The sequence below is a fragment of the Brevibacterium litoralis genome (assembly GCF_040212315.1).
Lineage (GTDB): Bacteria > Actinomycetota > Actinomycetes > Actinomycetales > Brevibacteriaceae > Brevibacterium > Brevibacterium litoralis.
The window spans coordinates 69836-95320 of record NZ_JBDIUY010000037.1 but is presented as its reverse complement, the minus strand read 5'-3'; the positions used below and the strand labels follow the sequence as shown (position 1 = coordinate 95320).

The following is a 25485-nucleotide window of genomic DNA, read 5'->3' as shown; positions in this document are numbered from 1 at the left end:
GGGACTCGACCTCGTCAGCGCCGAGCTCGGCGGTAGAAGGCGGAAACCAACGCCCCAACTCCGATGAGCACAAGGAACACGCCGGTGATGATGATCGGGCGGACAGTTGACCCGGTGTCCGGAAGTGACGCCACGTCATCACTCGAGTCCTCCGGAGCACCACCCGACGACGTCGTTGTGGACGCATGGCCTTCCGCAGGGGCCGTGGTGGCCTCGGACGGAGCACTCTCAGAGACGCTCGGCGTATTCGCGGGGGCCGCCGTCGACGAGGCGGTGGTGGGGATGTCCGGCTCGGCCGTATCGGTCGGAGTCGGAGCCGCGGTCGGAGCGACACCGGAAGCGGCAACGGATGCCAGCGTGACTTCCTCGGAACCGGAACACATGATGTTCGCGAAGGTCCACGAGGAGTCGAATGTGACAACCGGGGTTCCGTCCTCGGTGTTCGCGAACCTGCCGGTGACGAGGACGTCACCCACGTAAGTGGAGTACTCGAACCTGGATCGTGTTTCGAAATAGCCGTCGTCCGACACGATCGCGGCGTCGAAATCCGACGGTGCGATGTCCTGTCCTCCGACCGGTCCCTGGAGACCGCAATAGGACTCGATGCTCATCTCGGCGACGGTCAGGACGCCGTTCTGTACGGAGAAGTCGTCGACGGCCACGAATGAGAACGTGTATTCCGGGACGTCATAGTCGCCGTCGAACGCGGGGGTCACCCCCTCTTCCGGTGGTGCCGGTGTTCCCGACTGGCGCTCGGCCGTGAATTCGACGACCTCGCTCAGACACCAGGACGAGAAGCCGGAGAACGGCGGGCCTGGCGTCGGATAGTCGACGGTGAGACCACCGGGGGTTGCGGACAGCGATCCGTCGTCGTTCACGGTCAGCGTGGCGCCGTCGACACTGGCTGCACCTCGACGTTCATAGTCGGAACCCGGGCAATACCGATCGACCGTTGCATAGAGGTCGGCGACCCCGTCGGTCACCGTGATCTCTACCGGTTCGCCGGCCGAGGTTTCTCCGACATAGGTGCCGTCGGCGGGCACGAACGTCGGATCCTGCGTCGCGGATTCCTGTGGCTCCTCCGACAGCTCGGCAGTCACCTGAAGGTCTCCCGAAGTGCACGTCCCCTGTTCGTTCGTGATCGACAACGAGGAGTCAGGGTCGGCACTCAAGGCCCCGTCGTCGGAAACACGGCCGTGCAGCGTGAACTCTCCGAAAAGACCTACGGTGAAAGTGCCGTCAGTCGCGACAGCTGTGTTACCGCTGCCATTTTCCGACGCGCTCGTCGAGATGATCGCTCGGTACGTCGTGTCGGGCCGGAAGTCGCACGTCACATCGGCTCGCGTGTCGATCCAGGTTACGAGCCCATCCGCCACCGTGAGCGAGAACGGGAAGCCCTGGGACGTCGTGCCCACGTAGGTCCCGTCGAACGACTGGCCCGCCGTGGTTGCCTCGGCCGGCTGAGGCGTCGTTGCGAGGACTCCTGCGAGGAGGAGAGCGATAGTGGTGGACACGACGAGTCTGCGAACGAGCATTCCGGTCCTTGTACGAGAAGAGAGTGGCTGGACGGAGCTTACCTGGGCGACAGATGGGTCACGAGACTCGGGGAGTGATCGATACGTAGTCGTGATCAATCTGCCTGCAGTGGAGGAACGCGGACCGCGGCTCGAGTAGGACACGGGACGTGGGAATCCATGTGAATTCTGCGTCGCTGAATCGGTGCCTGATCAGGCTTCATGAGACGGATGAGAGGTCTGCCAGGGGCGCCTCACGAGTCCTGTGCGACATTTCTGCCAGGGGCCCACCGGATCCGTCAGGTGACCCGCCCCCTGCTCCACCCGACCAAGTGGGCCGTAGGAGAACCGCTCCATCGGACACGGGTACCGCACAGGAACCGAGGAGTCATCATGAAGATCCGTACCGCGCTCGCAGGCGTCGCAGTCGCCGCGCTCGCCCTCTCACTCACACCCGCCATCGCTCACGCCGATGTGAACCGCACCGGCAATTACACCGTCCCCGCAGGCCGGACGATCGACGACGACCTCACCGTCCGTAATGGCAACGTCGTCATCCGTGGTGTCGTCAAAGGCAATGTCAAACAGGTTGGCAGCGGCAACGTCATCGTCGAACGTCGAGGCAAGGTCGAAGGCAACATCGAAGAATACGGGAGCGGAAGTGTGGTCGTTCGCGGCTACGGCTACGTGGCCGGAAACATCGAGGAGCACTACAGGGGCAACGTCAACGTGAAGGACAACGCGGACGTCGACGGCAACATCGACGAGCGCAGCGTTGGCAACGTGCTCATCAGCGCCACGGTCGACGGGAATGTCGAGGAGTACGACAGTGGCCACATGTACCTCTACCACCGGGCCCGGATCGACGGCGACGCCATCGAGCGTCACGCTGGCCATGTGTACCGGTACTCGGGCGCCCGTGTCGAGGGCGACATCCGCGAGTGGGGTAGCGGTCGGCTGATCCGACGCTGAATCCGCGATCCGGCTTCAGGGTAGAAGCCACCCCTCGGCCACCTGTCGGCGCATCCCTGTAGAACCCCGCCGTCGCGGTGTACTGCGCTCGTCATGGCGAGTGCAGGGCGCCTCGGCGGCGGGGTTCTGCCTGTCGGTTCGAGAGGTGGCGCGGAGGCGGCACCGGTGGAGGGGACTCTAGGATCGTGCATCGAGGTGACCGTCCGCCCGCACCTCTCGTGCCCGCCGTTGCTCCGGACCGTTCCACGGCATCCGGACCTGCCCCGAGGAGGCCCATGCATCGTTCGTCACCCCATCGGTCCGTAGCTCCCGCGGCATTCGCGATCCTTGCTCTGACGGTGTCCGGATGCACGGTTGACGACCCCTCGGAGAGCACCCCGACCTCGGCGGCGTCCAGCGACGCAGCGACCGCCGCGGATGGACCCTTCACCCAGGACTTCCACGGTGCTCCGACCGATGGAGAACCTGTCGACGTGACGGTGGCCTCCGACGCCTCGGCAGTTACCCCCGAGGCGTCGGAAGCCGACGATCCGGAGGTGATGGAACCGTCCCTCGTCGGACTGTCGTTCGAGGCGACCGATCTCGCCGATCCACGGTGGGACCCGGAAGCCGGTGACCTCGACGAGGTCCTGGGCGAGCTGGGATCGCCGGGCCTCCGGTTCGGTGGTAACGCCCTGGACCGGAGGGTGTTCTGGACGTCCGAGGGCGAAGAAGCCCCGGACACCTCGTACACCGTCGTCACCCCAGACGACCTGGAGCGGGTCGCACGGATGGCCGAGGACCTGGGCTCCGAGGTGACACTTGGGATCCCGCTGGGCGATTTCGATCCGGAACGTGGTGCGGACATGGCCGCACACGCCGTCGAGGCATTCGGAGACCGACTGATCGGTCTCTCGATCGGGAACGAGCCGAACGGCTACACCGAGGACCACCGCGAGGGACTGCGGATCCGTGACGATTCCTGGGACGAGTCGAAGTACGTCACGCAGGTGACGGACTACGTCGAGGCGATCGAGGCCGCGGTCGAACCCGAGGACGATGTCCCGATCGTCGGCCCCGGAGCGTTCGACGGTGCCTGGATGGATGCGTTCCTGGACGCGGACCTGCCGGGGACGGTCGCGCTCACCCAACACTGGTACGCGACCTACGACTGTGAGGCCACCGAGATTCCCGGACGTGGACCGGAGCCGGAGAACCTGGTCGACCCCGTCGTGCACGACGCGGCGACTAATCTGCTGGGCGTCGGACTCGGCAAGGCGGAGGACGCTGACCTGCCCCTGTGGGTGGAGGAGAGCGGGTCGACCTCCTGTATCGGGGACACTGCTGCATCCCGGACACATGCGACTGCCTTGTGGACCGTCGACTACGTCCTGCACGCAGCGGAGATGGGCGTGTCTCGACTGGGCATGCATTCGATGCTCGGCTCCTGCGAATCCGGTGCCGACATGTCGGTGGTCTGTTCGGACGAGTCCGATTCCGTCGAGGGCCGGGTGAATCATCACGCGCTGCGATTGGCGGCAGCGAGTGTCGGTGGGGAGTTCCTCGAGACGTCCGTGTGGGACGGGGCGGAACACGCAGCGGCGGAGAACGCGACGCCTCAGATGACGGGCTTCGGCGGGATGTACGCCTATGCGGTCCGGGGTGCCGACCGGGTACCGGACGACGCACTCACCGTCACAGTCGTGAACATGAACGACTCGGAGGAAGCGGGCGGGAGCCGCACGACGATCGACGTCCCCGAAGGGTACGTAGCGCAGGAGGCGGCCCAGGTCGCCGGGCCGTCGATCGAGGCGGTGGAGGAGACCGAGTACACGGACTTCGGGTGGCTGAAGGGCGCCTCGGCGTCGGAAGGTTCCACGGCGGGGGGAAGCAGCGGGACCGACTCTTCTCACGAGAGTGGGGTCGTGTCGAACGTCGACGGAGAACTGGTGATCGACCTGGCGGCGGCGACCGCGACGACGATCGTGTTCGAGCGGGAGTGAGGCGTGTCGGTGCGATGATGGCCTGTTGGCACGAATCGGTACCGGAACCCTCTCGAAGGTCGCCGTCGTCGACCTCGACTCCGTCGAACAGATGCGAGCATGGCTGACCTACGGCCCGACGCCTGCGCTCGCGCGGTTCGTGGCGATGGTACGGACCGCGCTCCTGGTCGGCGACCGTGTGGTCGTCGACCGGAACCAGGTGCTCGACGGGATCTGCTTCCTCGCACTGGGGCCCGAGGGCCTGCGGCGGTTCCTCGGGTTGTCCGGGAGAGGCCGTTTGCCGTTGTCCATCGCCGTGCAGCCGCCCGATGGGATGACGCCCGCGGACGCGGACCGCGCGGGTGTGGGGCCCGGGGACGACAGGACGGTGGATCACCAACTCGGTCAGGTGCAGCGGCCGGGGTTCGCCTCGTCCGCGGTGTTCGCCGTGGCGAAACGTGTGGAACTCCGAGGCGACGACACGAGGTCCGGGCCTGTGGCACGGGTCCTCGACGGGGCGCAGTATGCGGACTTCGACCTGCTCTACGGCCCTGCGGCACGGCTCCACGGCTGGGACAGCGACGATCCGATGTGGCCGTACGCCTCCGCCTTCGACTCCGCATCGGCCGACATCGAGGCAGCCCGGGCGGCATGGGCCGAAGAGATCCGAACCGGTGCGGTCGATGCCGCGTGGTGGCCCGACCTGCCGGAGATGGACGAATCCTTCTGGACGCGTGGACGGATGAAGAATCTGGGACCGCGGGCCACTGCGGTCGTCGAAGACCTCCGGACCTGGTCCCTGGACCCGTCCCACCGCGGGACCGCGAATCGCCGGGGCACCGTGCTCGGGTGGGTGGCAGAGCGGGTGCGGGGTGCCCATGGCGCGGATGAGAACTCCGCCGGGACCGACGTGCACCGACTCGACCCGCGTGACGGGCGGATGGCTCTGAAGTGGTGGTCCCTGCTCTACGAGGACGCTCTCCAGGAGGCCGGGGGCTGCTCTCGGATCGCCTTCTGGAACACCGTCCGGCGGGACGGCGACGACGACCAGGACACCGCGCCGGAGACCGACGCGGATGAAGCCGCGGCCGAGCGCGCGTGGGGCCTGCGCAAGGAGCGTCCGGGGCCTGTGGCAGCGGGTGCTCGCAGGCCGGTCACGGCGGCGGGCAGGTGCACGCGGCGAACTGCGGGTCGAGGGATCGACGGTCGACGCGATGCGCGAGATCGACCACGACGACTACCGGAAACTCCGGACACACCCGATCGTCCGTGCGGTGAACGTCGATGAACACCCGACACCGCGCGACTGGTTCGACGTGGCGCTCCTGGTCAACGATGCTCGGGCGGAGGTCCGGACCTGGGGAGAACGGGTGCAGGGCGCGTGGATCAGGTTCGCGGTCCTGTTCGGCCTGGCCGTGGTGCTCGGTCTCAAGGACACGCCCTGGTTGCCGAACCACATCCTGTTCGTGATCCTGTGGCCCGTTCTCGCGTTCTTCGCCGCGTTCCCCTACGGCGTCGTCGGAGGCCTGGTCCGGTCACGGGGTGGAGCGATGACGTCGACGATCCGGATCTCAGGAGCGGGCCATGGGTGAGCGTCACGGCGAACAGTCGGAACCGGTGTGGCGGGCAGAGGGATTCGAGCTCGCGGTCGAGCAGGACACCGCCGTCGACCACGAGTACTACCGCGTGCGGAGCGCCGGCGGGCGACCGGGTGCCGTGGTGGTCGCCGTCCACCGGGGTCGGGTCCTCCTGGTCGAGCAGTACCGGCCGCCGGAGCGGTCACTCTGACGACCGGCCTGGCTGACATCGATCAGCTAGCAGGATCTTCGAGCAGCCACTCGATGACCTTGCGAACCAATACAGTCAGCAGGATGCGGGTCCCTTCCTTAGTCAGGGTGAGGGCCCGCTTCTTGCGTTTCCGCACTGGTTCGGGATTCCGCGTTGGCGGACGGGCCAGGGGCGACTGCGAGCTTGGTGTCGTTCGACGGGGCAGATGTCTCGTCGTCGTGCGTGACTGCGAAGCTCATGTCCTGTGAATCGACGTCTTGCTCGTAGTCCCGCCTCGCCCTGGGTTGTGCGGGCCGGCTGTGCGGGGTGAGGGCTCCGGTGGGTGCCGTGAGCCCGGGGTTCGGGGTGTGGGGAGGATGGGGCGCCTCGGCGGCGAGGGAGTGCGGGAGGGCCTGAGGTGTCCGGATCGTGGCGGGGCATTCCCGGATTCCCGGTGGGAAACGGGAGAATGGGGGTGTGAAGATCTCCGCCCGCGCCGATTACGCCGTCCGAGCCGCCGTCGAACTCGCCTCCCACCCCGGGGAGCCCGCGAAGGCCAAGGAGTTGGCCGAGGTGCAGGAAGTGCCGCACCGATTCCTCGAAGGGATTCTCAACGACCTGCGGCGGACCGGGATCGTCACGAGTCGGCGCGGCGGGAACGGCGGCTACCAGTTGGCGAAGGAACCCGAGGACGTGTCCGTGGCGGACGTGGTGCGGGCGGTCGAGGGGCCGCTGGTGTTCGTGCGGGACTCGCGGCCCTCGGAGCTGGAGTACCCGGGGACAGCGGGGCCCCTGCTGGACGTGTGGGTGGCGTTGCGGGCGGCCGTGCGGTCGGTGCTCGACGAGACGAGCCTGGCCGACGTGGTCAACGAGGAGCTGCCGGCGTCCGTGGCGCGGTTGGCGGACAGCGAAGGGGCCTGGGAGAACCCGTGAGGGTGGGTGGGGGCGCCTCGGGAGCGGGATCAGCGGACTGAAGTGTCCTGAAGGAGCGTGTGGAAGGCCTCGTTGCGGAAGGCTGCGGTGCGGCCGGTGCGGTGTTCTGTCAGAACCCCGGCGTGGACCAGCGCCCGCAGTCGTTTCGTGGCGGTGGGGCGGGAGACGCCGCAGCGTTCGCGGACGTCATTGATCCGGCAGTAGGGGTTCTCGAAGAGGAGGTCGATGAGGTCCGCGTCGGTCCCGAGACGCGAATCGTCGCGGATGACGGCGCGGACGGACTCCCGGCAGGATTCGATGGCGTCGATGGTGCGCATGGTCGAATCGGCGGATGCTCGGACACCGTCCAGCATGAAGAGGATCCAGTCCTCCCATGCCTGTTCAGCGGTCACCGCCTGGAGCTTCCGGTAGTAGTCCACCTTCCTCTCGATGATGTAGCGCGAGAGGTAGAGCACCGGGTGTACGAGCAGTCCCTCGGCGACGAGAAGCAGGACGTTGAGGATGCGCCCGGTTCGGCCGTTACCGTCGGCGAAGGGGTGGATCGCTTCGAACTGGTAGTGCGCGATCGCCATGACGATCAGCGGATCGATCCCTGCGGACTCGTGGACGAAGGATTCCCAATTGCGCAGCAGTGCCCGGATCCTCGTCAGGTTTTCCGGAGGGGTGTAGATGCGTGAGTCGGTGGTGGGATTACCGATGTACGTGCCCGGCATCGACCGGAGCGACGCGTGGACCGCGCGGATCTCGGAACAGACCTCGATGGCTGTGTTGGTCGAGACCGGACGGGTCCGGATCGATTCGATGCCGGCGAACAGCGCGGTGCGGTACCGCAGCGTCTCCTTGGTGTCCGAGCTGGCAGAACCGCCGCCGTCGTGGGCGTAACGGAAGAGGTCGTCGGTGGTGGTGACGATGTTCTCGATCTCGGAGCTCGCCTGTGCCTCGAGGAGGGAGATCGAGTTGATGAGCACTTCCGGATTGGGGATCCGGCGGGACGCCTGGTCGAGTGCGGCCAACGCGGCTCGGGCGTTGGCGGTGGCGCGGAGGACTTCCTTGGTCTCGAACTCGGCCACAGGAGGGAGCTCGGGGAGGTCGTCGTACGGCGTGTCCGGATCCCAGGTCATGGATCAAGAATACGAGGGTGCGTGATCGACGTGTAAAAAATCTGGCGGAATCTTTACACGTCGCGCAGACGTGTCAAGAACTTTTACATGTCCGGGGTTGGGGTGGTGCCGGAGGGGTGGCTCCGGGCCGAGGTGAGATGTCGGGTTCGGTGTGAGATGTCGTGTGCGCACACGACATCTCACGTCGGATCCAGCATCTCACGACGTGGTCGCTTTTGCGGACGGAGAGTGCGCGGGTGATGGGGAGGGAGGGGCGCCTCGGGAGCGGGGTCCGGGGTCCCTGTGGTCTGGTGGGAGCGGCGGACTCCCCTCTACCTGGGCAGTAGACCTTCGGTGTACGCCCAGGCGAACAAGCTCTCCCCGGAATCGACCGGGAGGTACATGTCGGTGGCGAGCAGGTCATCGACCATCTGTTCGGCGGCCGTCCGATCGTGGTCGAAGGTCGTCGCGTAGGCCTCGATGACGAGCCACAGCGTGTCGTGGTGAGGAACGCCATGAACCTTCGCCTGCGCAATGGCCTGGCGGTCGTCCAAGAGTGCGGTGAGACCACGGTGTTCGGCGCAGGCGATTACGGCGCACTCCCCCAAGTTCTTGAGTGAGCTGCCCCCGAGCTCGGCTTTCACCTGGAGTTGTGTAAGGACTTCCTCGTCGGAGAGCGCGGTGAGAGTCAACCAGGGAAGGGCGGACGGGTCAGGAATACCGGTGTGGAGCTCTCGACCACGTTGGATCTCGTCGTGCACGTCGGTCGGAATGACGACGATCTCGCCGGGTGCCAGGTCTCGGAGTGTATCGAGATGTTCTGCGCGGGCGATATGCGTGAACACGCTCGTGTCGATCACCCAAGTGGTCGGGTCATTCATGACCCGGGCTTCCGAGGTTGTGCCCGGCGAAGGAGGCCCGGAAATCATCGAGCGTGAGGGGACTCCTGTCGGGCAGGTCCTGCTCGGTGAGGATTCCGCGGAGCAATTGCAAGGTCCGGTCCGCGGTGAGCTTCGATTCTGTGTACCCCCGCATGCAGGCGGACGTGAAGCCCGGGGAGAGGTATCCCGGTTCAAGTTCATCGGGCCAAGTGAGTTCGAGGCGGAGGAAGTCGCCGGAGCGCGGTTCGTGCTCGACAAGACGGTCGCGCTCGGCGTGATCGATGAGGCCGAGGTTCCGGAGCTGCGAGAGCGCTGCGGTCCAACTGAGCCGGTAGGTCGCGCTGACGACGATCGCGCGGTCGCGGATGGTCCAGTCCTTGTGCGCGTTCCACTCCCGGACGACTCCGGAACGGGGCGCCAGGAAGTGGATGGCGAACGAATTGATCATCCGCTCGGTCTGAAAGGTCGCTCCCGTGTCGTAGGCATCACCAAACACCCAGTGCCCCAGCTCGTGAGCCAGAGTCATTCGGCGGCGTCCGGACGCGGCATCGCCGTTGATCACGGCAGCGCCGGTCGAGCCGTGGGTCGACTCGATCTCGACGCAACCACCGTCCGGTCCTTGTGCCCCCAAAGGTACCGAATAGGTGTAGAGGCCGAACCGTTCACAGGTCCGACCGAGATCGGTGATCGGTGTGGCGCCGAGCCCAGCGTCCGTCCGAAGGCCTGCCGCGACAAGTTCGACTCCCTCGTGCGAGTCGGGAAGGCTTCTCGATGTGTCGCGGGCGAACGGGACGATCAGGCCCAGCTCCTGGAGTGAGCGGAGGTCTGCGGCGAACTCGTCGAGCTCGAGGTCGAGTTGGTGGGTCGACTCGTGCCGAGTCTCCGGCGATGAACGCCTGCTGACGGCGGCCGGCACCGTGGGGCGGACGAAGTACGTGAGCGGTCTGTCGAGCGCCTGGGCGATCTCGACGAGCTCCGGAACCTTGAGGTTCCGCTTGCCCTGTTCGAGGGTGATGATGGCCGAGCGATCAAGACCGACGGCATCAGCCAGACCCTGTTGGGTCATGTCCACAGCGGTGCGGGCTTCTGTGATGCGGCGACCGAGCTCGACCTTGTCCATGTGTTGGATTTTCCCACATCGGCGTGGGCCCGGCCAGGGTGGGGTGCGGACGGGGAGTACGCGAGTGATGGAGAGGGTGGGGCGCCTCGGGAGCGGGGTCCGGGGTCCCTGTGGTCTGGTGGGAGCGGCCCGGCGGCGGGAGACTGGGGGCATGGCCCACGCGAAGGTCGACCTGAAGAAGGAGCTCGACGAGTACGCGGCGCCCAAGGGTTTGTTCCGCGAGGTCGTCGTGCCGGTGCGGCACTACCTCATGATCGACGGGCGTGGGGATCCGAACACCTCGCCGGCGTTCGACTCCGCGCTGCAGGTGCTGTACCCACTCGCGTACGCGCTGAAGTTCCACAGCAAGAAGGAACTCGGCCGGGACTACGTGGTGCCGCCGCTGGAGGGGCTGTGGTGGGCCGACGACATGGACGCCTTCACGTCCGGACGGGACAAGTCGTGCTGGGACTGGACGCTCATGCTGCTCGTGCCCGACTGGCTCGGTGCGGCGGAGGTCGCGGTGGCGCGGGACGTGGTGGCGCGGAAGGCGGGTCCGGCGGCTGCGGGGGCGGGTGTCTCTATGGGGGAGGGCGCCTCGGCGGAGGAGTGCGTCTCTGCGGGACCGGCGGAGGTGCGGTTCGAGGAGCTCGACGAGGGCTTGTGTGTGCAGACGCTGCACGTGGGGTCCTTCGACGCGGAGGGTCCGGTGCTGGAGCGGATGCACCACGAGTACATCCCGGACCACGACCTCGAGATGACCGGCACTCATCACGAGGTGTACTTCAGCGACACCCGGCGGACGGCCCCGGAGAAACTACGGACCCTGCTGCGGCAGCCGGTGCGGAGGGTGTGAGGGGTGGCACCATGGATACGTGCCAATAGGGAGGCGGATCCATGATGATCAGCGCGAGAGAAGCCCGTTCGCACTTGTTCGCTCTCATCGAGAAGGTCACTGACGAACGCGTGACGATCGAGATCGAGTCGACTGCGGGGAACGTGGTCCTCATGCCTGCGGACGAGTATGCGGCCTGGCAGGAAGCGGCGCATCTGTTCCGGTCGCCGGCCAATGCGCGGCGCCTGCTCGGCTCGTACGATCGCGCTCGGTCCGGTGAGTTCGAGGAGTGCGAACTCGACCGCAGGATCTGACGCGGTGGTCGACCTCAGTGCGGGGCACTTACGACTACCAGCTATGCCGACTTTCCGACGTGGGGCTGCTCAGGGTTCCCTCATCCGGGCTGTGGAACAATCGGGGGCGTGCCCAAGACACCCCCGCGTGAACCCCGCCTGACCCCGGAATCCCTGCCCCAACTGGGACGACGTCCCGGCGTCAGCTACGTCATGCCCGTGCTCAACGAGGCCGACCACGTCGAGGCCGCCGTCGCCACCGTCCTCGCGCAGGACTACGCCGGGGACAAGGAGATCGTCCTGGCACTCGGCCCCTCGACGGACGGCACCACGCGGATCGTGCAGCGGATGGCTGATGCGGATCCGCGCATCGAATACGTCGACAACCCCACCGGCACCACGCCTGCCGGCCTCAACCTCGCGATCGCCCGGACGCGACACCCGGTGATCATCCGCGTCGACGCGCACTCCGAGCTCACCCCCGACTACACCGCCGTCGGTGTCCGGGTCCTCCGCGAGATGGAAGCGGCCAACCTGGGCGGCCTCATGCGCGCCCGCGGCCGCACCGCCTTCCAGAAGGCCGTCGCCCGCGCCTACATGTCCCCGCTCGGCCTGGGCGGCCCCGCCTACCACTCCGGCGACGAGGCCCAGGAATCCGAATCCGCCTACCTCGGCGTCTTCCGGCGCGAGGTGTTCGACGAGCTCGGCGGCTTCGACGAATCCCTGCGCCGCGGCCAGGACTGGGAACTCAACCTGCGTATCCGCGAAGCCGGCGGCCTCGTCTGGTTCGACCCCCGCCTGGAGGTCACCTACTGGCCGCGTTCCACGTGGAAACAGCTGGTCCAGCAGTTCCACGCCACCGGTCGCTGGCGGGCGGAGATCGTCCGCCGCCACGGTTCGCGCAACTCCCTGCGCTACTTCGCCCCACCCGTCCTCATCCTCGGTATGGCCGCCGCGGTCGTCGAACTGGTCCTCCAGCTCACCGGCGTGACGGGACGCTGGCCCAAGGTCCTGCGCCGCTTCACCTCGCTCGTCCACGTGCCGAGCATCGCCTACCTGGCCCTCATCGGCCGCGAGGCACTGCGGGCGAAGGACTGCGGGTTCCGTGAACGCGCCTGGTTCAAGATCATCCTGCCCTCCATGCACATCTCCTGGGGCCTCGGGTTCCTGCGTGGCCTGGTGACGGGCGCACGCGGCCAGGTGGACCCCAGCCGGGGCGGCGGACTGCTGGCGGAAGGGCCGGGAGTGCAGGGCGCCTCGGGTGCGGAGGTCGGGGTCGACGGCACGGTGGACGGCGGCGTGGACGCCGTCGGCACGGCGGGCGCAGACGAAGGAAAGACGGAAGGGAACGACTGACATGGCTGTTCTGGTCACCGGCGGAGCCGGGTACATCGGGTCGCACGTGGTGCGGCTGCTGCAGGACCGCGGCGAGGACGTGGTCGTCGTCGACGACATGTCGTCGGGCATCCGCGAGCGCGCGGGGAACGCCACCGTCCTCGAACTCGACCTCGCCGGCGGGGACGACGTGGACGTGACCGCCAAGCTCGCGGCGTGCATGTTGCGGAACGAGGTCACCTCGGTCGTCCACTTCGCCGCGAAGAAGCAGGTGGGGGAGTCCGTCGACCGACCGCTCTGGTACTACCAGAACAACGTGACGGGACTGCGCCACGTCATCGGCGCCATGCAGGACGCCGGTGTCCAGGAGATCGTCTTCTCCTCGTCCGCCGCGACCTACGGGATGCCCGACGCGGACATCATCCCAGAGACCTACCCCTGCCAGCCGATCAACCCCTACGGCCAGACCAAGCTCGTGGGTGAGTGGATGATCGACAACGCCGTCCGCCGCGGCAGCATGCGCGCGATCAAGCTCCGGTACTTCAACGTCGCCGGTGCCGGCTGGGACGACCTGCGGGATCCCGCCGTGATGAACCTCGTGCCGATCGTCTACGACCGCCTGAAGTCCGGTGAGAAGCCGGTCGTCTTCGGCGACGACTACGACACCCCGGACGGCACGTGCATCCGCGACTACGTGCACGTGAAGGACCTGGCCGACGCGCACCTGGTCGCACTCGACCACCTGGCCGCCGGACACGGACGCGCCGGGGAGGGCAAGGACCTGGGCGCCGGCGATCACGGATCGCCCGTGTTCAACGTGGGCACCGGCAACGGTTCGTCGGTCAAGGAGGTCATCGACGCGATCTCGCGCGTGATCGGCCACGAGGTCGAGTACGTGATCGGCGACCGCCGGGCCGGGGATCCGCCACGCCTGGTCGCCGATGTCGGTGCCATCGCCGAACACCTGGGGTGGACGGCCACGCACGACCTCGACGACATGGCCCGCACCGCCTGCCCGCCGGAGCTGCTGCCCCGGTGAACCGCAAGAAGAACACTGCGCGGGGCGCACGACGTTCCGGGAACCCGGCCAAGCGGGCGGCTGCCGGGACGGCTGCAGAACAGGCTGCAGGGAAGGCTGCCGAGGCGTACTCCCCCTCGGACGCCCGCGACTCGTCGTCGGCCCGCCCGTCGCTGGGCGCGGCCGTGACCGGGAAGATCGAACGCAACGAGGACGCCCCGCGCACCAAGGCGCCGCTGCTGGTGGCCGGCGTCGCGCTCCTGGCCGTCGCCGGTGTGGTCGTGTGGAACATCGCCCGCCCGGGCGCGGTCCTCACGATCGACGACCTGGAGACCCCGGCGGTCGGCGCGCTCCACGCAGGTTCGGCGTTGTACCCCGAGAACTCGCGGGACGCCGTCGACCAGGTCGTGAAGTTCGGCTACCTGCCGGCCGTCGACCTCGCACTCCTGTCCGACGGCACGCCGGTGCTCGCCGACGAGGAGACCGCCCCGGCGGCGCTGGGTCTCGATGGTCCGGTGTCCTCTTGGACCCTCGACGCCTTCACCTCCGCCGAGATCGCCCCGCCGGGCGCAGGCGCCGCGGTTCCGCCGGAGTCGTCCGGTGATGATTCCGACGCCGACGCCGCCGACGCCGCCGGTGCCGACGCCTCCGAGGCGAGCGGCTGGTCGCGCCCCGGCACCCCGATGACCTGGGAGGACGCGCTCGACCGCTACGGCGACATGACCGTGTTCATGCCCGCGGTCGACTCCGCCGAGGAGGCCCGGGCCGTCGTCGCCACCGTCGAAGGCGCCACCGTCGACGGGGCGACCGGTGCAGGAGACACAGACGGGTCCGCGGACGGCGAACGCCCCGCCCGGCCCGACGGGATCATCCTGCGCTCCGCCGACCTCGACGTCCTGCGGATCGGCGTCGACGCCGGACTCACGACCCTCTACGAGGGGGACCTCACCGGGCTCGACCCGTCCGCCCTGAGCGAGGCGGGAGTGCAGATGGTGGCCGTGGGGGAGGGCGCCTCGGGAGCGGGGGACTCGACCTCCGAGGGCGGTGCCGACGGCGCGGCCGTCGATCTCGATGCGTGGCTCGGCTCCGACCTGCGGGTCTGGGCCACGGGGGTCGCCGACGAGCAGGCGCTCGCCGAGCTGGCCGCGGCCGGGGTGTACGGTGCCCTGGCGGACAACCCCTTCGCCGTGCAGCCCTCGTCCGTGAAGGACGATTGAGCGTCGTCCGTGGAGGGCGACCGATCCGTGAAGGACGACCGAGTACCGAACACAGAGGAGACACCCATGAGCCAGCCGATCGGCAATCCCGCGCACATCGGGAACCTGAACGCGGGCCAGCTGGGCCCCCAGCCCACCTTCCTGCCCGAGGACCACCCCGACGTCGAGGCGCGCGCCCGCATGGAGGCCGGCGAGGAGGCGCTCGACGTCGTCCGCGACCTGCCCGCCAGCTGCCTGGCCTGGGCCGTCCTCGCTGACGAGGCGTTCACCGAGGGGCGCCAGGTCGAGTCCTACGCTTTCGCCCGCGTCGGCTACCACCGGGGCCTCGACGCCCTGCGCGGTGCCGGCTGGCGAGGCGCCGGCCCGATCCCCTACTCCCACGTCGTCAACCGTGGGTTCCTGCGCTCGCTCTACGCGCTCGGCCGTGCCGCCGCCTCCATCAACGAGGCGGAGGAGGCGCAGCGCGTGGAGAAGTTCCTGCGCGAGTCCGACCCCGACGCGATCGAGGCGATCCCTGCCGAACCCGCGGTGTGACCCTCGCGCGTTGAGGGGCGCGGTGCGGTGCGCGCTGAGGGGCGGCGCGGATCCTGGACGCGCTCCACGGTGTGGGGTTCGAGAAGTGTGTCGGAGGCTCCCAGTAGACTGACGCAGCAAGGCCCGCAGGTCCGGGCTGCCCGAAAATGCGCAAAGGTGAGTGCAAGCATGCCAGCAATCGTGGTCGTCGGCGCCCAGTGGGGCGACGAGGGTAAGGGGAAGACGACCGACATCCTCGGCACCCGCGTGGACTACGTCGTCAAGCCCAACGGTGGCAACAACGCCGGCCACACGGTCGTCGTCGGCGGCGAGAAGTACGAGCTCAAGCTGCTGCCCGCCGGGATCCTCTCGCCCTCGGTCGTCCCCGTCATCGGCAACGGTGTGGTGGTGAACCTCGAGGCGCTGTTCGAGGAGATCGAGATGTTGGAGTCGCGGGGCGCCTCGACGGCGAACCTCAAGATCTCCGCGAACGCGCACATCGTGGCGCCCTACCACCAGACGATCGACAAGGTGACCGAGCGGTTCCTGGGCAAGCGCGCGATCGGTACGACCGGGCGTGGTATCGGTCCCGCCTACATGGACAAGACCGGGCGGCTGGGTCTGCGCGTGCAGGACATCTTCGACGAGTCGATCCTGCGTCAGAAGATCGAGGGTTCGCTGCGGCAGAAGAACGAGCTGCTGGTGAAGGTGTACAACCGGCGTGCGGTCGAGGTCGACGAGGTGGTCGAGGGCATCCTGTCCTACGCGGACCGCCTGCGTCCGATGGTCACCGACACCTCCCTGTTGCTCAACCAGGCGCTCGACGACGACAAGGTCGTGGTGATGGAGGGCGGTCAGGCGACCATGCTCGACGTCGACCACGGGACCTACCCGTTCGTCACCTCCTCGAACCCGTCTGCCGGTGGCGCGGTCGTGGGCTCCGGTATCGGACCCACGCGCATCAACCGGGTGGTCGGCATCGTCAAGGCGTACACGACGCGGGTGGGCGCGGGTCCGTTCCCCACGGAGCTGTTCGACGAGATGGGCATCCACCTGCAGAAGACCGGTGGCGAGTACGGCGTCAACACCGGCCGGCCGCGCCGCTGCGGCTGGTACGACGCGGTCATCGCCCGGTACGCGGCACGGGTCAACGGATTCACCGACTACGTGCTCACCAAGCTCGACGTCCTCTCCGGCCTCGACGAGATCCCGGTCTGCGTGGGCTACGAGGTCGACGGCACCTTCATGGACGAGATGCCGGTGTCCCAGTCGGACTTCCACCACGCCAAGCCGGTGTACGAGACCTTCCCCGGCTGGCAGGAGGACATCACGGGTGCCCGCGAGTTCTCGGACCTGCCGCAGACCGCGCAGGACTACGTGCTGGCGCTGGAGAAGCTGAGCGGTTGCCGCATGTCCGTCATCGGCGTCGGCCCCGACCGCGAGCAGTCGATCGTGCGTCACGACCTGGTGGACTGAACTCCGGGTCGCTGAGATCGAGAGGGCACATATCCGCGGATCCGAGCGCGGGATCGACGGATATGTGCCCTCTCGGTGTGTCGGATCAGGCCGCGGCCCGAGCGGACGCGTCCAGTGCTTCCCGCACCTTCGTGAAGGCCTGGTCGAGATCCGCCACGAGGTCCGGGACGTCCTCCAGGCCGATGGACAGGCGCAGGGTCGTGAAGGAGATCCGCCCCGCCTCGCGCTCGGCCGGGGTGAGCCGGCAGTGGGTCATCGTCGCCGGGTGGACGATGAGTGACCTGGCGTCTCCGATGTTCGCCACGAGCCCGAACACCTGCAGGGAATCGACGAAGGTGCCGATCGCATCGAACAGGCGTTCGGCCGTGTCACCGTCGAGGTCGTAGACGGGCTCTTCGAAGCCGGGCAGCGCGAGGTCGACGGAGAACACCGCGCCGATCCCCTGCGGGAAGTCGCGGTCCGCCACTGCGTGGTCGGGGTGCGATTCCAGACCGGGGTGGTGGACCCGCGCCACGAGGGGATGGTCCTCCAACCAGGCCGCCACCCGGAGCGCGGACTCGGTCACCCGCTGCATCCGCAGGCTCAGCGTGTCCAGACCGTTCAGGATCTCGAAGGCGTTGAAGGGGGAGAGCGACGGTCCCAGGTCGTGCACCACCTTCGAGCGCGCGAGCACGAGGAACGGCGACTTTCCGTCCGGGCGCGGGGTCCGCGGTGCAGGCAGGGCGAAGGCATCGGCGAAGACGATCCCGCCGTAGCGCTCGTACTCGCGCGTGAACACCGGCCACTTGTGCGGCTCGACGCTCGGATCGAAGGTGCCACCGTCGACCACCACACCGGCCATCGACGTGCCGTGTCCACCCATGAACTTCGTCGCCGAGTGCACCACGAAGTCCGCCCCGTGCTCGAAGGGCCGGAACAGCACCGGCGTGGCCACGGTGTTGTCGACGACGACCGGGATCCCGTGGGCGTGCGCCAGGTCGGCTATCGCGCGCAGGTCCGGCAGGGTCGCGATCGGATTGCCCACCGACTCCAGGAACACGACGCGGGTCTCCGGTCGGATCGCCGCCTCCCACGCCGCGAGGTCGAGCGGGTCGACGAGCGTGCACTCGATCCCGAGGTCCGCGAAGGTGTCACCGAGCAGGTCCGAGGTCCCGCCGTACAGTTTGTTCGAGGCGACGACGTGGTCGCCGTTCCCCAGGAGTGCCAGCAGCGCCGTCGCCACCGCCGCCTGCCCGGACCCGACCGCGAGTGCCCCGACACCGCCCTCCAAGTCGTTCACCCGCTTCTCCAGCACCGCCTGCGTGGGCGTGCCGTTGCGCGAGTAGAGGTTCCCCGAGCCCCGCAGCGCGAACAGCTCCCGCGCCTGGTGGAAGCTGTCGAACTGGTAGGCCGTCGTCTGGTAGATCGGCACCGCCACGGAGTTCTGCGGCGTTCCGGGAACGTACCCCGTGTGGACCTGGCGGGTGGCGAGTCCCGGGGAGGGTGAAGAGGGAGTCATGCGGCCATCGTGACCGGGAACGTTGTTCTGGGGAAATCATTGTGACGACATGTGAATGTCGTGGTCGTCATGTGAAATCGCGTGACGCGTTCATGGCGGAAGAAGTACGTCCGAGGCGCCCGCTAGGGTGGCCCGCATGACGGAAATCCCCACGGCACCCGTGCACGCCCGCAAGCCCCAGGACCGTGTGTTCCACGGTGACACCTTCTCGGATCCCTACGAGTGGATGCGCCAGAAGGAGAACCCGGAGCTGATCGCCGGGCTGGAGGCGGAGAACACCTACGTCGAGGCCCGCACCGCGCACCTGGAGGGGCTGCGGGAGACGGTGTTCGGTGAGATCAAGTCGCGCGTCAAGGAGACGGACATGTCCGTGCCGGGGCGCCGTGGCGACCACTGGTACTTCGCACGGACCGTCGAGGGCAAGGACTACGCCATCCACTGCCGTGTCCCCGTGGCGGACCCGGAGGACTGGACGCCACCGGTGGTCGAGGACGGGCAGACCCTCCCGGGGGAAGCGGTCGTCTTCGACCAGAACGTCGAGGCCGAGGGCAAGGAGTTCTTCTCGCTCGGCAGCCTGTCCTACAGCAGTGACGGATCGCGCCTGTTGTGGGGTCTCGACGAGGCCGGGGACGAGCGCTACACCCTGCGGATCCGTGACCTCGCGACGGGAGAGGACCTGGCCGACGAGGTCCCGGGCACCGCGGCCGGCGCGTTCTTCGACGTGAGCGGGCAGTACGTGTACTACGCGACGGTCGACGACGCCTGGCGCCCACACAAGGTGTGGCGGCACGCGGTGGGGACGGACGCCTCCGAGGACGTCGTCGTCTTCCACGAGCCGGACGAGCGGTACTGGCTGGGCATGGGGCTCACCCGGTCCAAGCGGTACCTCATGCTCGCGGTGGGCTCGAAGATCAGCAGCGCGTACTGGTACATCGACACGGCCGAACCGGAGTCGACCCCGGTGGCCGTGTGGCCACTCGTCGAAGGGGTCGAGTACTCCGTCGAACACGCCGTCGTGCCGGACGCGGAGGGCCACGAGGAGGACCGGTTCCTCATCGTGCACAACAGGGACCGGGAGGACTTCGACGTCGTGGACGTGCCCGTGTCCGCACCCGCCGACGAGTCGCAGTGGCGGCCGGTGCTGGTCGGTGGTGACGGTGGTGCTGGTGATGCGACCGGTGGTGCCGGGACCGCGGGGAAGCGGATCGAGGACCTCCAGGCCTTCCGTGACCACCTGGTGCTCAGTTACCGCGAGGGCGGGTTCGCGCGGGTCGGTGTCATCGGGATCCGCGGGACCGGGGAGTCCGAAGGTGCTGCGGGCGAGGGGTCGGCGGGCACGGGTGGCGTGCGATCGCCGTACCTGCCACTCGTCGAGGTGACCGCGGACGAACCGATCGGCACCACGAGCGCCACCGCCAACCCGGAGTGGACGCAGCCCCGCGTGCGCATGGTCTACGCCTCCTATGTGACCCCACCGACGGTCTTCGAGTACGACGTGCGCACCGGCGAGAGGATCGTGCTCAAGGAGCAGGAGGTCCTCGGCGGGGTCGACCTCTCCGCCTACGCGCAGGGACTCCAGTGGGCCACCGCCGCCGACGGCACCCGGATCCCCGTCACCCTCGTGTGGCGGAAGGACGCGGTGGCCGGGGACCCGGCGGGCGCCTCGGGAGCGGAGAGCGCCTCGGGAGCGGACGGGGACGGTGTCGGGGAACCGGCGGTGAACCCGACCCTGCTGTACGGCTACGGGTCGTACGAGGCGAGCATGGACCCGTACTTCTCGGTGGCACGGCTGTCGCTGCTGGACCGCGGGGTCGTGTGGGCGGTCGCGCACGTGCGTGGCGGCGGTGAGATGGGACGCGCCTGGTACGACAGCGGCAAGACGCTCACCAAGAAGAACACCTTCACGGACTTCGTCGCGGTCGCCGATCACCTCATCGCGACCGGTCAGGCGGAACCGGAGCGGATGGTCGCCCTCGGTGGGTCCGCCGGTGGCATGCTCATGGGTGTGGTCGCGAACATCGCGCCGGACCGGTTCTCCGGGATCTGCGCGCAGGTGCCCTTCGTCGACTCGCTCACCTCCATGCTCATGCCCGAGCTGCCGCTCACCGTCATCGAGTGGGACGAGTGGGGCGATCCGTTCCACGACCCCGAGGTCTACGAGTACATGAAGTCGTACTCGCCCTACGAGAACGTGAGCGAGGGGATCGACTACCCACAGATCCTCGCGATCACCTCGCTCAACGACACCCGCGTCCTCTACGTGGAGCCCGCCAAATGGGTGGCGCGCCTGCGGGACGTCGGAGCCGACGCGATGATGAAGATCGAGATGGTCGCCGGTCACGGGGGCAAGTCCGGGCGGTACAACGCCTGGAAGGACACGGCCTTCGAATGGGCCTGGATCCTCGAGCGCCTGGGGCTGGCGGGCGACACCACGGGTTCGGCCGAGGGATCGGGCGCGGGTGTCGGTGCGGACGCCGCGGGTTCCGCAGGGGAGTGACCACCGACCGTGCCACACCTCTCGTCACCCGACGGGCGGCCGGGTGGTGAACCGGTCGCCCCGCGCTCCCGCCGGACCGCCAAGCATCTGGTCTCCCACATCGGGGGTCGGCCGCGCGTCGACCGGTACTACCGGCAGTTCGTCGGCAGCACGGAGCACGTCGACGTCCTGAGCCTGTTCGAACCCACCGGACTCGACGACGTCGACCCCGGTGAGACGGCCGTGGCGACGCTCGGACTCGCCGCGCTGCCCACCGGGCGGGTCTCGGCGACCGGGGTGCCGCTGCGCGTCGAACTCCTGAGCCCGGGACGGCGGCTCCGCTCTGAGGGTGCCGCGACGGAGGACCCGGGCACGTTGATCCTCACGTGCACGGCCTTCGCAGCCGCCGATCTGGGGCGGGTGGTCGAACCGGGCCAGGCCTATGTCGACGCGCTCGCCACCGGGAGGGTCGCGGACCGGCACACGGCGGAACCCGACCATGTGCGCCACGTGTACCTCACCTCGCCGTTCGGATTCGAGCGGGTCCCGGCGCACGTGGAGGACGACATCCGCATCACCTGGCTCACCCCCGTGGCGATCACCGACGCGGAGCTGCAGTACCTGCGCGACCACGGCGAGGACGCCCTCGAAGAAGCGCTCGACCGCGCGGCCGTCGACACCCTCGACCTCCGCCGCGGTTCGGTCGTGTGACGCCCGGTCGCTCCGGCCGACGAACCGGCTTCCGGCGCGTAGTCCCAACGACAGGCGCGTGCCCGGGATGCCCGGTGTGAGATCACGGGGTTTGTCGCAGATACCGGGAAACAAAACCCGGGATCTGTGACAAAGTCCGTGATCTCGGCGGTCGGGCCCGTACAGACAGCACGACGGCGGCCCGGTCGGGAGGGTGGGGCGCCTCGGCGGCGTGGCCGTGGAACACGGGTGGTTCACGTGGCGAAGGATGACGACACGTGAAGACTTCGTGACGGCACACACATGCGTGGCCGGGAATCCGTGGTGAGATGGAGGGACCGACGCCACGGACCGCAGCGGAAGCCTCCCCACGTCCGTCATTGACCGTCGTGACCATCGCAGCCGCACCGGGTGGACCCCGTTCGCCGCCCGGGTCACAGGAGGACACCTCGTATGACGACCCCCATCCGTACCTCGCACGCCGGATCCCTGCCCCGTACCCCCGCACTCATCGCCGCCAACCGGGCCCGCCTCGACACGAGTGTCGGGACGATCGCCGAGACCGAGGACGCCGCGGCTCCCACCGACGCGACCGGAGAAGAGACCGCCGGTGACTTCGACTCGCTGCTCACCGAGAGCGTCGTCGACATCCTCCAGCGCCAGAAGGACCTGGGGATCACCGAACCGAACGACGGCGAGTACGGTCACGCGATGGCCGCCGAGTTCGACTACGGCGCCTGGTGGCACTACGTCTTCGCCCGGACCGGTGGTCTGGAGATCAACGACAAGGGTCTGTGGGAACTGCCCGAGCAGCTGAGCGAACCGGGGAAGATCCGGCTCAACAGCTTCGCGGGGCGCCGTGACCGTGCGCTGTTCCCCGGCGCCTACTCGGACCCGCACGCGGGCACGGACACCGGCCACCAGCCGGGCTTCCCGGTCGCCACCGGCCCGATCTCCTACACCGGGACCGAGCAGGTGCAGCGCGACATCCGTAATGCGCTCGCCGGAGCCGAGGCCGCCGGGTACGACACGTCCCGCGTCTACCTCAACGCGCTCTCGCCGGCCTCCGGTGCGCGGATCGAGAACCGCCACTACGACTCCTACGAGGAGTTCGTGTGGGCCTGGGCCGACGTCCTGCGCGAGGAGTACCTGGCGATCACCGAGGCCGGCCTCACCCTGCAGATCGACGACCCCTCGCTCGCGGAGAACTGGGACCAGATCGCGCCGGAGCCCACCTTCGAGGACTACCGGAACTTCACCCAGCTCAGCGTCGACGCGCTCAACCATGCACTGCGCGGCATCGACCCGCAGCAGGTGCGCGTCCACACGTGCTGGGGCTCCTGGCACGGCCCGCACGTCACGGACCTGCCGTTCCGGGAGATCGTCGAGACCGTGCTCGGCATCGAAGCCGCCGGCATCACCTTCGAGGCGGCGAACGTCCGGCACGAACACGAGTGGCGGATCTGGGAGGACGTGAAGCTCCCGGAGGGCAAGTACATCGTCCCGGGCGTCGTGTCCCACGCGACCAATGTCGTCGAGCACCCCGAGCTCGTGGCCGACCGGATCGAGCGGTTCGGCCGGCTGGTGGGCCCGGAGAACGTGGTCGCCTCGACCGACTGCGGTCTGGGCGGTCGCGTCCACCCGGAGATCGCCGTCGCCAAGCTCCAGTCGCTCACGCAGGGCGCGGAGCTCGCCGCCAAGCGGTTCTGAGGGGCACCGCCCCCGGCACCCCACCGCCCCGATATCGTTCACGACCCCCGATATGTGCCGACATATCCAGGGTCGCGAACGATATCGGGGCGGTTCGCCTCCTCGGGGCCCGGCCGCGTGAGGCATACGGTGGAATCGTCCCCGATCCGCGACGAAGGAGTTGCGTTCCATGGTGTCGATGCCACCTCCCCCTGGTGCGCCCCTTCCCGGCGCGCCTCCCGGATCGGTTTCCCACGCGGTACCTCGGTCCACGGTGCCGAACGTGGCGGCGACTGCCGCGGCCGGCGGGGGAGTGGGGCGCTGGCTCTACGTCGGCGGGATCGGACTGACCCTCCTCCTGTGGATCCTCGTGTCCCTCGTCGACGCGATCGCACTGTCGGTGCCGACGGGCCTCGACGCCACCCTCTTCCAGATCACCAGCGCGTCCTACGAGGTGGCGCAGCTTCTGGGATGGACGCTCGCCCTCGTCGGCGCCGCGGTGACCCGGCGAGGGTCGGCTCCCTCTCGGGTGGCGGGCGCGTGCATCGTCGGGGTCGGGGTCCTGCTCACGGTCATGTGGATGTTCGTCATGCGTGACGAGGGCGCATTCGTCCACGACTGGAACTTCCGTCTGCGCGTGCTGCTCATGAACACCTCCGTCCTCGTCCCGCTGTTCGTCGGATGGCAGGTGGCGAACCGCCGCCCCTGGTGGATGTCGTTGGTCGCGGGCTTCACCGGGCTCCTGGTCACCGGTCTCCTGCTCGGGTGTTCGAAGATGGTCGGGCTCGTGTCCGGTCCGCTGTGGTCGATGGACCACGGTCTCGCAACGACCGCGTACTACCTGTTGCACTTCACCGGGTACTCGATCCTCGAAGCCCTCGTCGTGACGGCGGCCGTGATCGGCCTGCACTTCCTCGCCCGCGTGCCCGACCGTCGGTGAGGGCGCCCGGGGCTCGGCGCGTCCAGTGTGGAAGGAATGGCGGATTCCCAGTCGTGACGGTGAGACGCCTTTCCTTCCACACTGGACGTGCGCTCGCGCGTGCGTGCGTGTGAGGGGGCGATGTCGCGGGATCGGAACACGGTCCGACACCTGTGCACCACGCACCTGAGTATCATCGCTGCGACAGTCCGTGTCCGGCGCATCCTCCCTGGTGAGGGTCCTGGGAACACCTCGGGAGAAGGAACTTCGATGGCCCCCACGCAGCCCGATCACCACGACCGGTTCGCACCACCCGGGCCACACTCCGCCGCTGAGGCGCCCCACCCCCGGTCACCCCACGCACCGTCTCCTGCCCCGCAGTATTCCCAGTCGCAGTATTCCCAGTCGCAGTACTCGCCGGCACCCACGCCGGCACCGCAGCCACAGGGTGTCGGCGTGGGGGCCGGGAGGGGAGGGCGCCTCGGCGGCGGGGCGATGATGACGTCCCGTCTGCTCTACCTGCTCGGTCTGCTGGTGCCGGCGCTCGCCGCCTTCCTCTCCGCGGTGGTGCGGGGGATCCAGTTCACGCAGGACGGGCCCGGTGCGGTGGGCATGGGGATGGTGATCCTGACCGTCGGCTTCTCGATCCTGGGGACGGTGGCGCTCGTCGTCGCGATGCTCCTGACACCGCGGGGGACGTGGGCGACGCGGATCCCGGCGGCGGTCGCGGTCGTGATCGCGCTCGCGGTCGAGATGGTGTGGTCCACGGTGATCATCCCGGCGATCGTGTCGTCGTCGTCGGGTTCGGTCGGGACGGTCGGACTGGTCCTGGCGATCGGGGGCGCCTTCGCCACGGCGTTCGTTCTGGCGCTCGTGCTCGCGGCGTGGCAGTACGCGAACGCCCGCCCGTGGTGGATGTGGGTGTCCGCGGCCGGTGCGGCGGTCGTTTTTGCGCTCGTGTACGCGGGGCTCTCGGGACTGCTGGGTGTGATGGCCGGTGCGGTGCCCGGCTCCGGCGGCTTCGTGTTCCACACGGTGGGTCTGCAGGTGGTCGACCTCGTCCTGCTCGTGCTCGTGGTGGTGGGGATGTCCTTGCTCGCGCGGCGGGCGGACGCGGGGGCGTTGGCAACGGGGGCCGGGAGGAGCGGCACCGGTGTCACCGACGGCGCGGCCTCCGGTGGCTCGACGAACGGCCGTGTGCCGCCACCGCTGGCACCGCCGGTGTCCCCGCAGGGGTGAGCGCACGCCGTCTGCGCACCCTCCGGTGATTTCGGTGTCCGTCGACCCCGGTAGAATCGC

23 protein-coding genes are annotated in these 25485 nt (G+C 68.5%); 18 read left to right on the top strand and 5 right to left on the bottom strand.

The window, feature by feature from the left end:
* Positions 1–14: 14 nt before the first annotated feature.
* A complete protein-coding gene (locus tag AAD496_RS13230) occupies positions 15–1514 on the bottom strand; it encodes an RAD23 family protein (protein ID WP_349829284.1) in 1500 nt (499 codons plus the stop codon).
* A gap of 393 nt (positions 1515–1907) precedes the next feature.
* Here AAD496_RS13230 and AAD496_RS13225 point away from each other — a divergent pair, with 393 nt between their 5' ends.
* The 6 genes from AAD496_RS13225 to AAD496_RS13200 all read left to right on the top strand — a co-directional run bounded on the left by AAD496_RS13225 (position 1908) and on the right by AAD496_RS13200 (position 7147).
* A complete protein-coding gene (locus AAD496_RS13225; protein WP_349829283.1) occupies positions 1908–2486 on the top strand; it encodes a polymer-forming cytoskeletal protein in 579 nt (192 codons plus the stop codon).
* A gap of 473 nt (positions 2487–2959) precedes the next feature.
* Positions 2960–4468, top strand: a complete 1509-nt coding sequence (locus tag AAD496_RS13220) for a hypothetical protein (protein ID WP_349829282.1) — start codon at positions 2960–2962, stop codon at positions 4466–4468.
* A 25-nt stretch (positions 4469–4493) separates the two neighbouring features.
* A complete protein-coding gene (locus tag AAD496_RS13215; RefSeq protein ID WP_349829281.1) occupies positions 4494–5735 on the top strand; it encodes a hypothetical protein in 1242 nt (413 codons plus the stop codon).
* Complete coding sequence (locus AAD496_RS13210) at positions 5722–6039, top strand: hypothetical protein (protein ID WP_349829279.1); 318 nt, start codon at positions 5722–5724, stop codon at positions 6037–6039. The genes AAD496_RS13215 and AAD496_RS13210 overlap by 14 nt, the downstream gene beginning before the upstream one ends.
* Positions 6032–6235, top strand: coding sequence for a hypothetical protein (locus tag AAD496_RS13205; RefSeq protein WP_349829278.1), 204 nt, complete (start codon positions 6032–6034; stop codon positions 6233–6235). The genes AAD496_RS13210 and AAD496_RS13205 overlap by 8 nt, the downstream gene beginning before the upstream one ends.
* A 456-nt stretch (positions 6236–6691) precedes the next feature.
* On the top strand, positions 6692–7147 hold the full coding sequence (locus AAD496_RS13200; protein WP_349829276.1) for an RrF2 family transcriptional regulator: 456 nt from the start codon (positions 6692–6694) through the stop codon (positions 7145–7147).
* A gap of 29 nt (positions 7148–7176) precedes the next feature.
* Here AAD496_RS13200 and AAD496_RS13195 read toward each other — a convergent pair whose 3' ends face one another.
* The 3 genes from AAD496_RS13195 to AAD496_RS13185 form a co-directional block, all read right to left on the bottom strand.
* Complete coding sequence (locus AAD496_RS13195; protein ID WP_349829275.1) at positions 7177–8268, bottom strand: Fic family protein; 1092 nt, start codon at positions 8266–8268, stop codon at positions 7177–7179.
* 311 nt (positions 8269–8579) lie between these two features.
* Complete coding sequence (locus tag AAD496_RS13190; protein ID WP_349829274.1) at positions 8580–9107, bottom strand: PIN domain-containing protein; 528 nt, start codon at positions 9105–9107, stop codon at positions 8580–8582.
* Positions 9108–9120: 13 nt separating this feature from the next.
* Positions 9121–10248: a helix-turn-helix domain-containing protein gene (locus tag AAD496_RS13185; protein WP_349829273.1), complete on the bottom strand. Its 1128-nt coding sequence runs from the start codon at positions 10246–10248 to the stop codon at positions 9121–9123.
* Positions 10249–10399: 151 nt separating this feature from the next.
* On the opposite strand from AAD496_RS13185, the gene AAD496_RS13180 reads away from it, so the two are divergent.
* From AAD496_RS13180 to AAD496_RS13150, 7 genes are all read left to right on the top strand, one after another.
* Positions 10400–11083 carry a GyrI-like domain-containing protein gene (locus tag AAD496_RS13180; protein WP_349829272.1) on the top strand — a complete coding sequence of 228 codons (684 nt, stop codon included), beginning with the start codon at positions 10400–10402 and terminating at the stop codon, positions 11081–11083.
* Between the two features lie 41 nt (positions 11084–11124).
* Entirely contained in the window at positions 11125–11376 is a 252-nt protein-coding gene (locus tag AAD496_RS13175) for a type II toxin-antitoxin system Phd/YefM family antitoxin (RefSeq protein ID WP_349829270.1), read from the top strand.
* Between the two features lie 108 nt (positions 11377–11484).
* Positions 11485–12711 (top strand): glycosyltransferase family 2 protein, encoded by a 1227-nt coding sequence (locus tag AAD496_RS13170; protein ID WP_349829268.1) that lies wholly within the window; start codon positions 11485–11487, stop codon positions 12709–12711.
* Between the two features lies 1 nt (position 12712).
* Positions 12713–13729: a UDP-glucose 4-epimerase GalE gene (gene galE, locus AAD496_RS13165; RefSeq protein ID WP_349829267.1), complete on the top strand. Its 1017-nt coding sequence runs from the start codon at positions 12713–12715 to the stop codon at positions 13727–13729.
* Positions 13726–14925: a PI-PLC domain-containing protein gene (locus tag AAD496_RS13160; RefSeq protein ID WP_349829266.1), complete on the top strand. Its 1200-nt coding sequence runs from the start codon at positions 13726–13728 to the stop codon at positions 14923–14925. The genes galE and AAD496_RS13160 overlap by 4 nt, the downstream gene beginning before the upstream one ends.
* Positions 14926–14991: 66 nt before the next feature.
* Positions 14992–15459, top strand: coding sequence for a DUF3151 domain-containing protein (locus tag AAD496_RS13155; RefSeq protein WP_349829264.1), 468 nt, complete (start codon positions 14992–14994; stop codon positions 15457–15459).
* A gap of 168 nt (positions 15460–15627) precedes the next feature.
* A complete protein-coding gene (locus AAD496_RS13150) occupies positions 15628–16914 on the top strand; it encodes an adenylosuccinate synthase (protein WP_349829263.1) in 1287 nt (428 codons plus the stop codon).
* An 85-nt stretch (positions 16915–16999) separates the two neighbouring features.
* Here AAD496_RS13150 and AAD496_RS13145 read toward each other — a convergent pair whose 3' ends face one another.
* Entirely contained in the window at positions 17000–18412 is a 1413-nt protein-coding gene (locus tag AAD496_RS13145) for an O-acetylhomoserine aminocarboxypropyltransferase/cysteine synthase family protein (RefSeq protein ID WP_349829261.1), read from the bottom strand.
* Between the two features lie 136 nt (positions 18413–18548).
* Between AAD496_RS13145 and AAD496_RS13140 the strand changes: the two genes are divergently transcribed.
* The 5 genes from AAD496_RS13140 (at position 18549) to AAD496_RS13120 (ending at position 25425) form a co-directional block, all read left to right on the top strand.
* Positions 18549–20909, top strand: coding sequence for a S9 family peptidase (locus AAD496_RS13140; protein WP_349829260.1), 2361 nt, complete (start codon positions 18549–18551; stop codon positions 20907–20909).
* Between the two features lie 9 nt (positions 20910–20918).
* Positions 20919–21599 (top strand): suppressor of fused domain protein, encoded by a 681-nt coding sequence (locus AAD496_RS13135; RefSeq protein WP_349829259.1) that lies wholly within the window; start codon positions 20919–20921, stop codon positions 21597–21599.
* 432 nt (positions 21600–22031) lie between these two features.
* A complete protein-coding gene (locus tag AAD496_RS13130) occupies positions 22032–23288 on the top strand; it encodes a cobalamin-independent methionine synthase II family protein (protein WP_349829258.1) in 1257 nt (418 codons plus the stop codon).
* A 262-nt stretch (positions 23289–23550) separates the two neighbouring features.
* Entirely contained in the window at positions 23551–24207 is a 657-nt protein-coding gene (locus AAD496_RS13125) for a hypothetical protein (RefSeq protein ID WP_349829257.1), read from the top strand.
* A 249-nt stretch (positions 24208–24456) separates the two neighbouring features.
* Positions 24457–25425, top strand: a complete 969-nt coding sequence (locus AAD496_RS13120; RefSeq protein ID WP_349829256.1) for a hypothetical protein — start codon at positions 24457–24459, stop codon at positions 25423–25425.
* Positions 25426–25485: the final 60 nt, after the last annotated feature.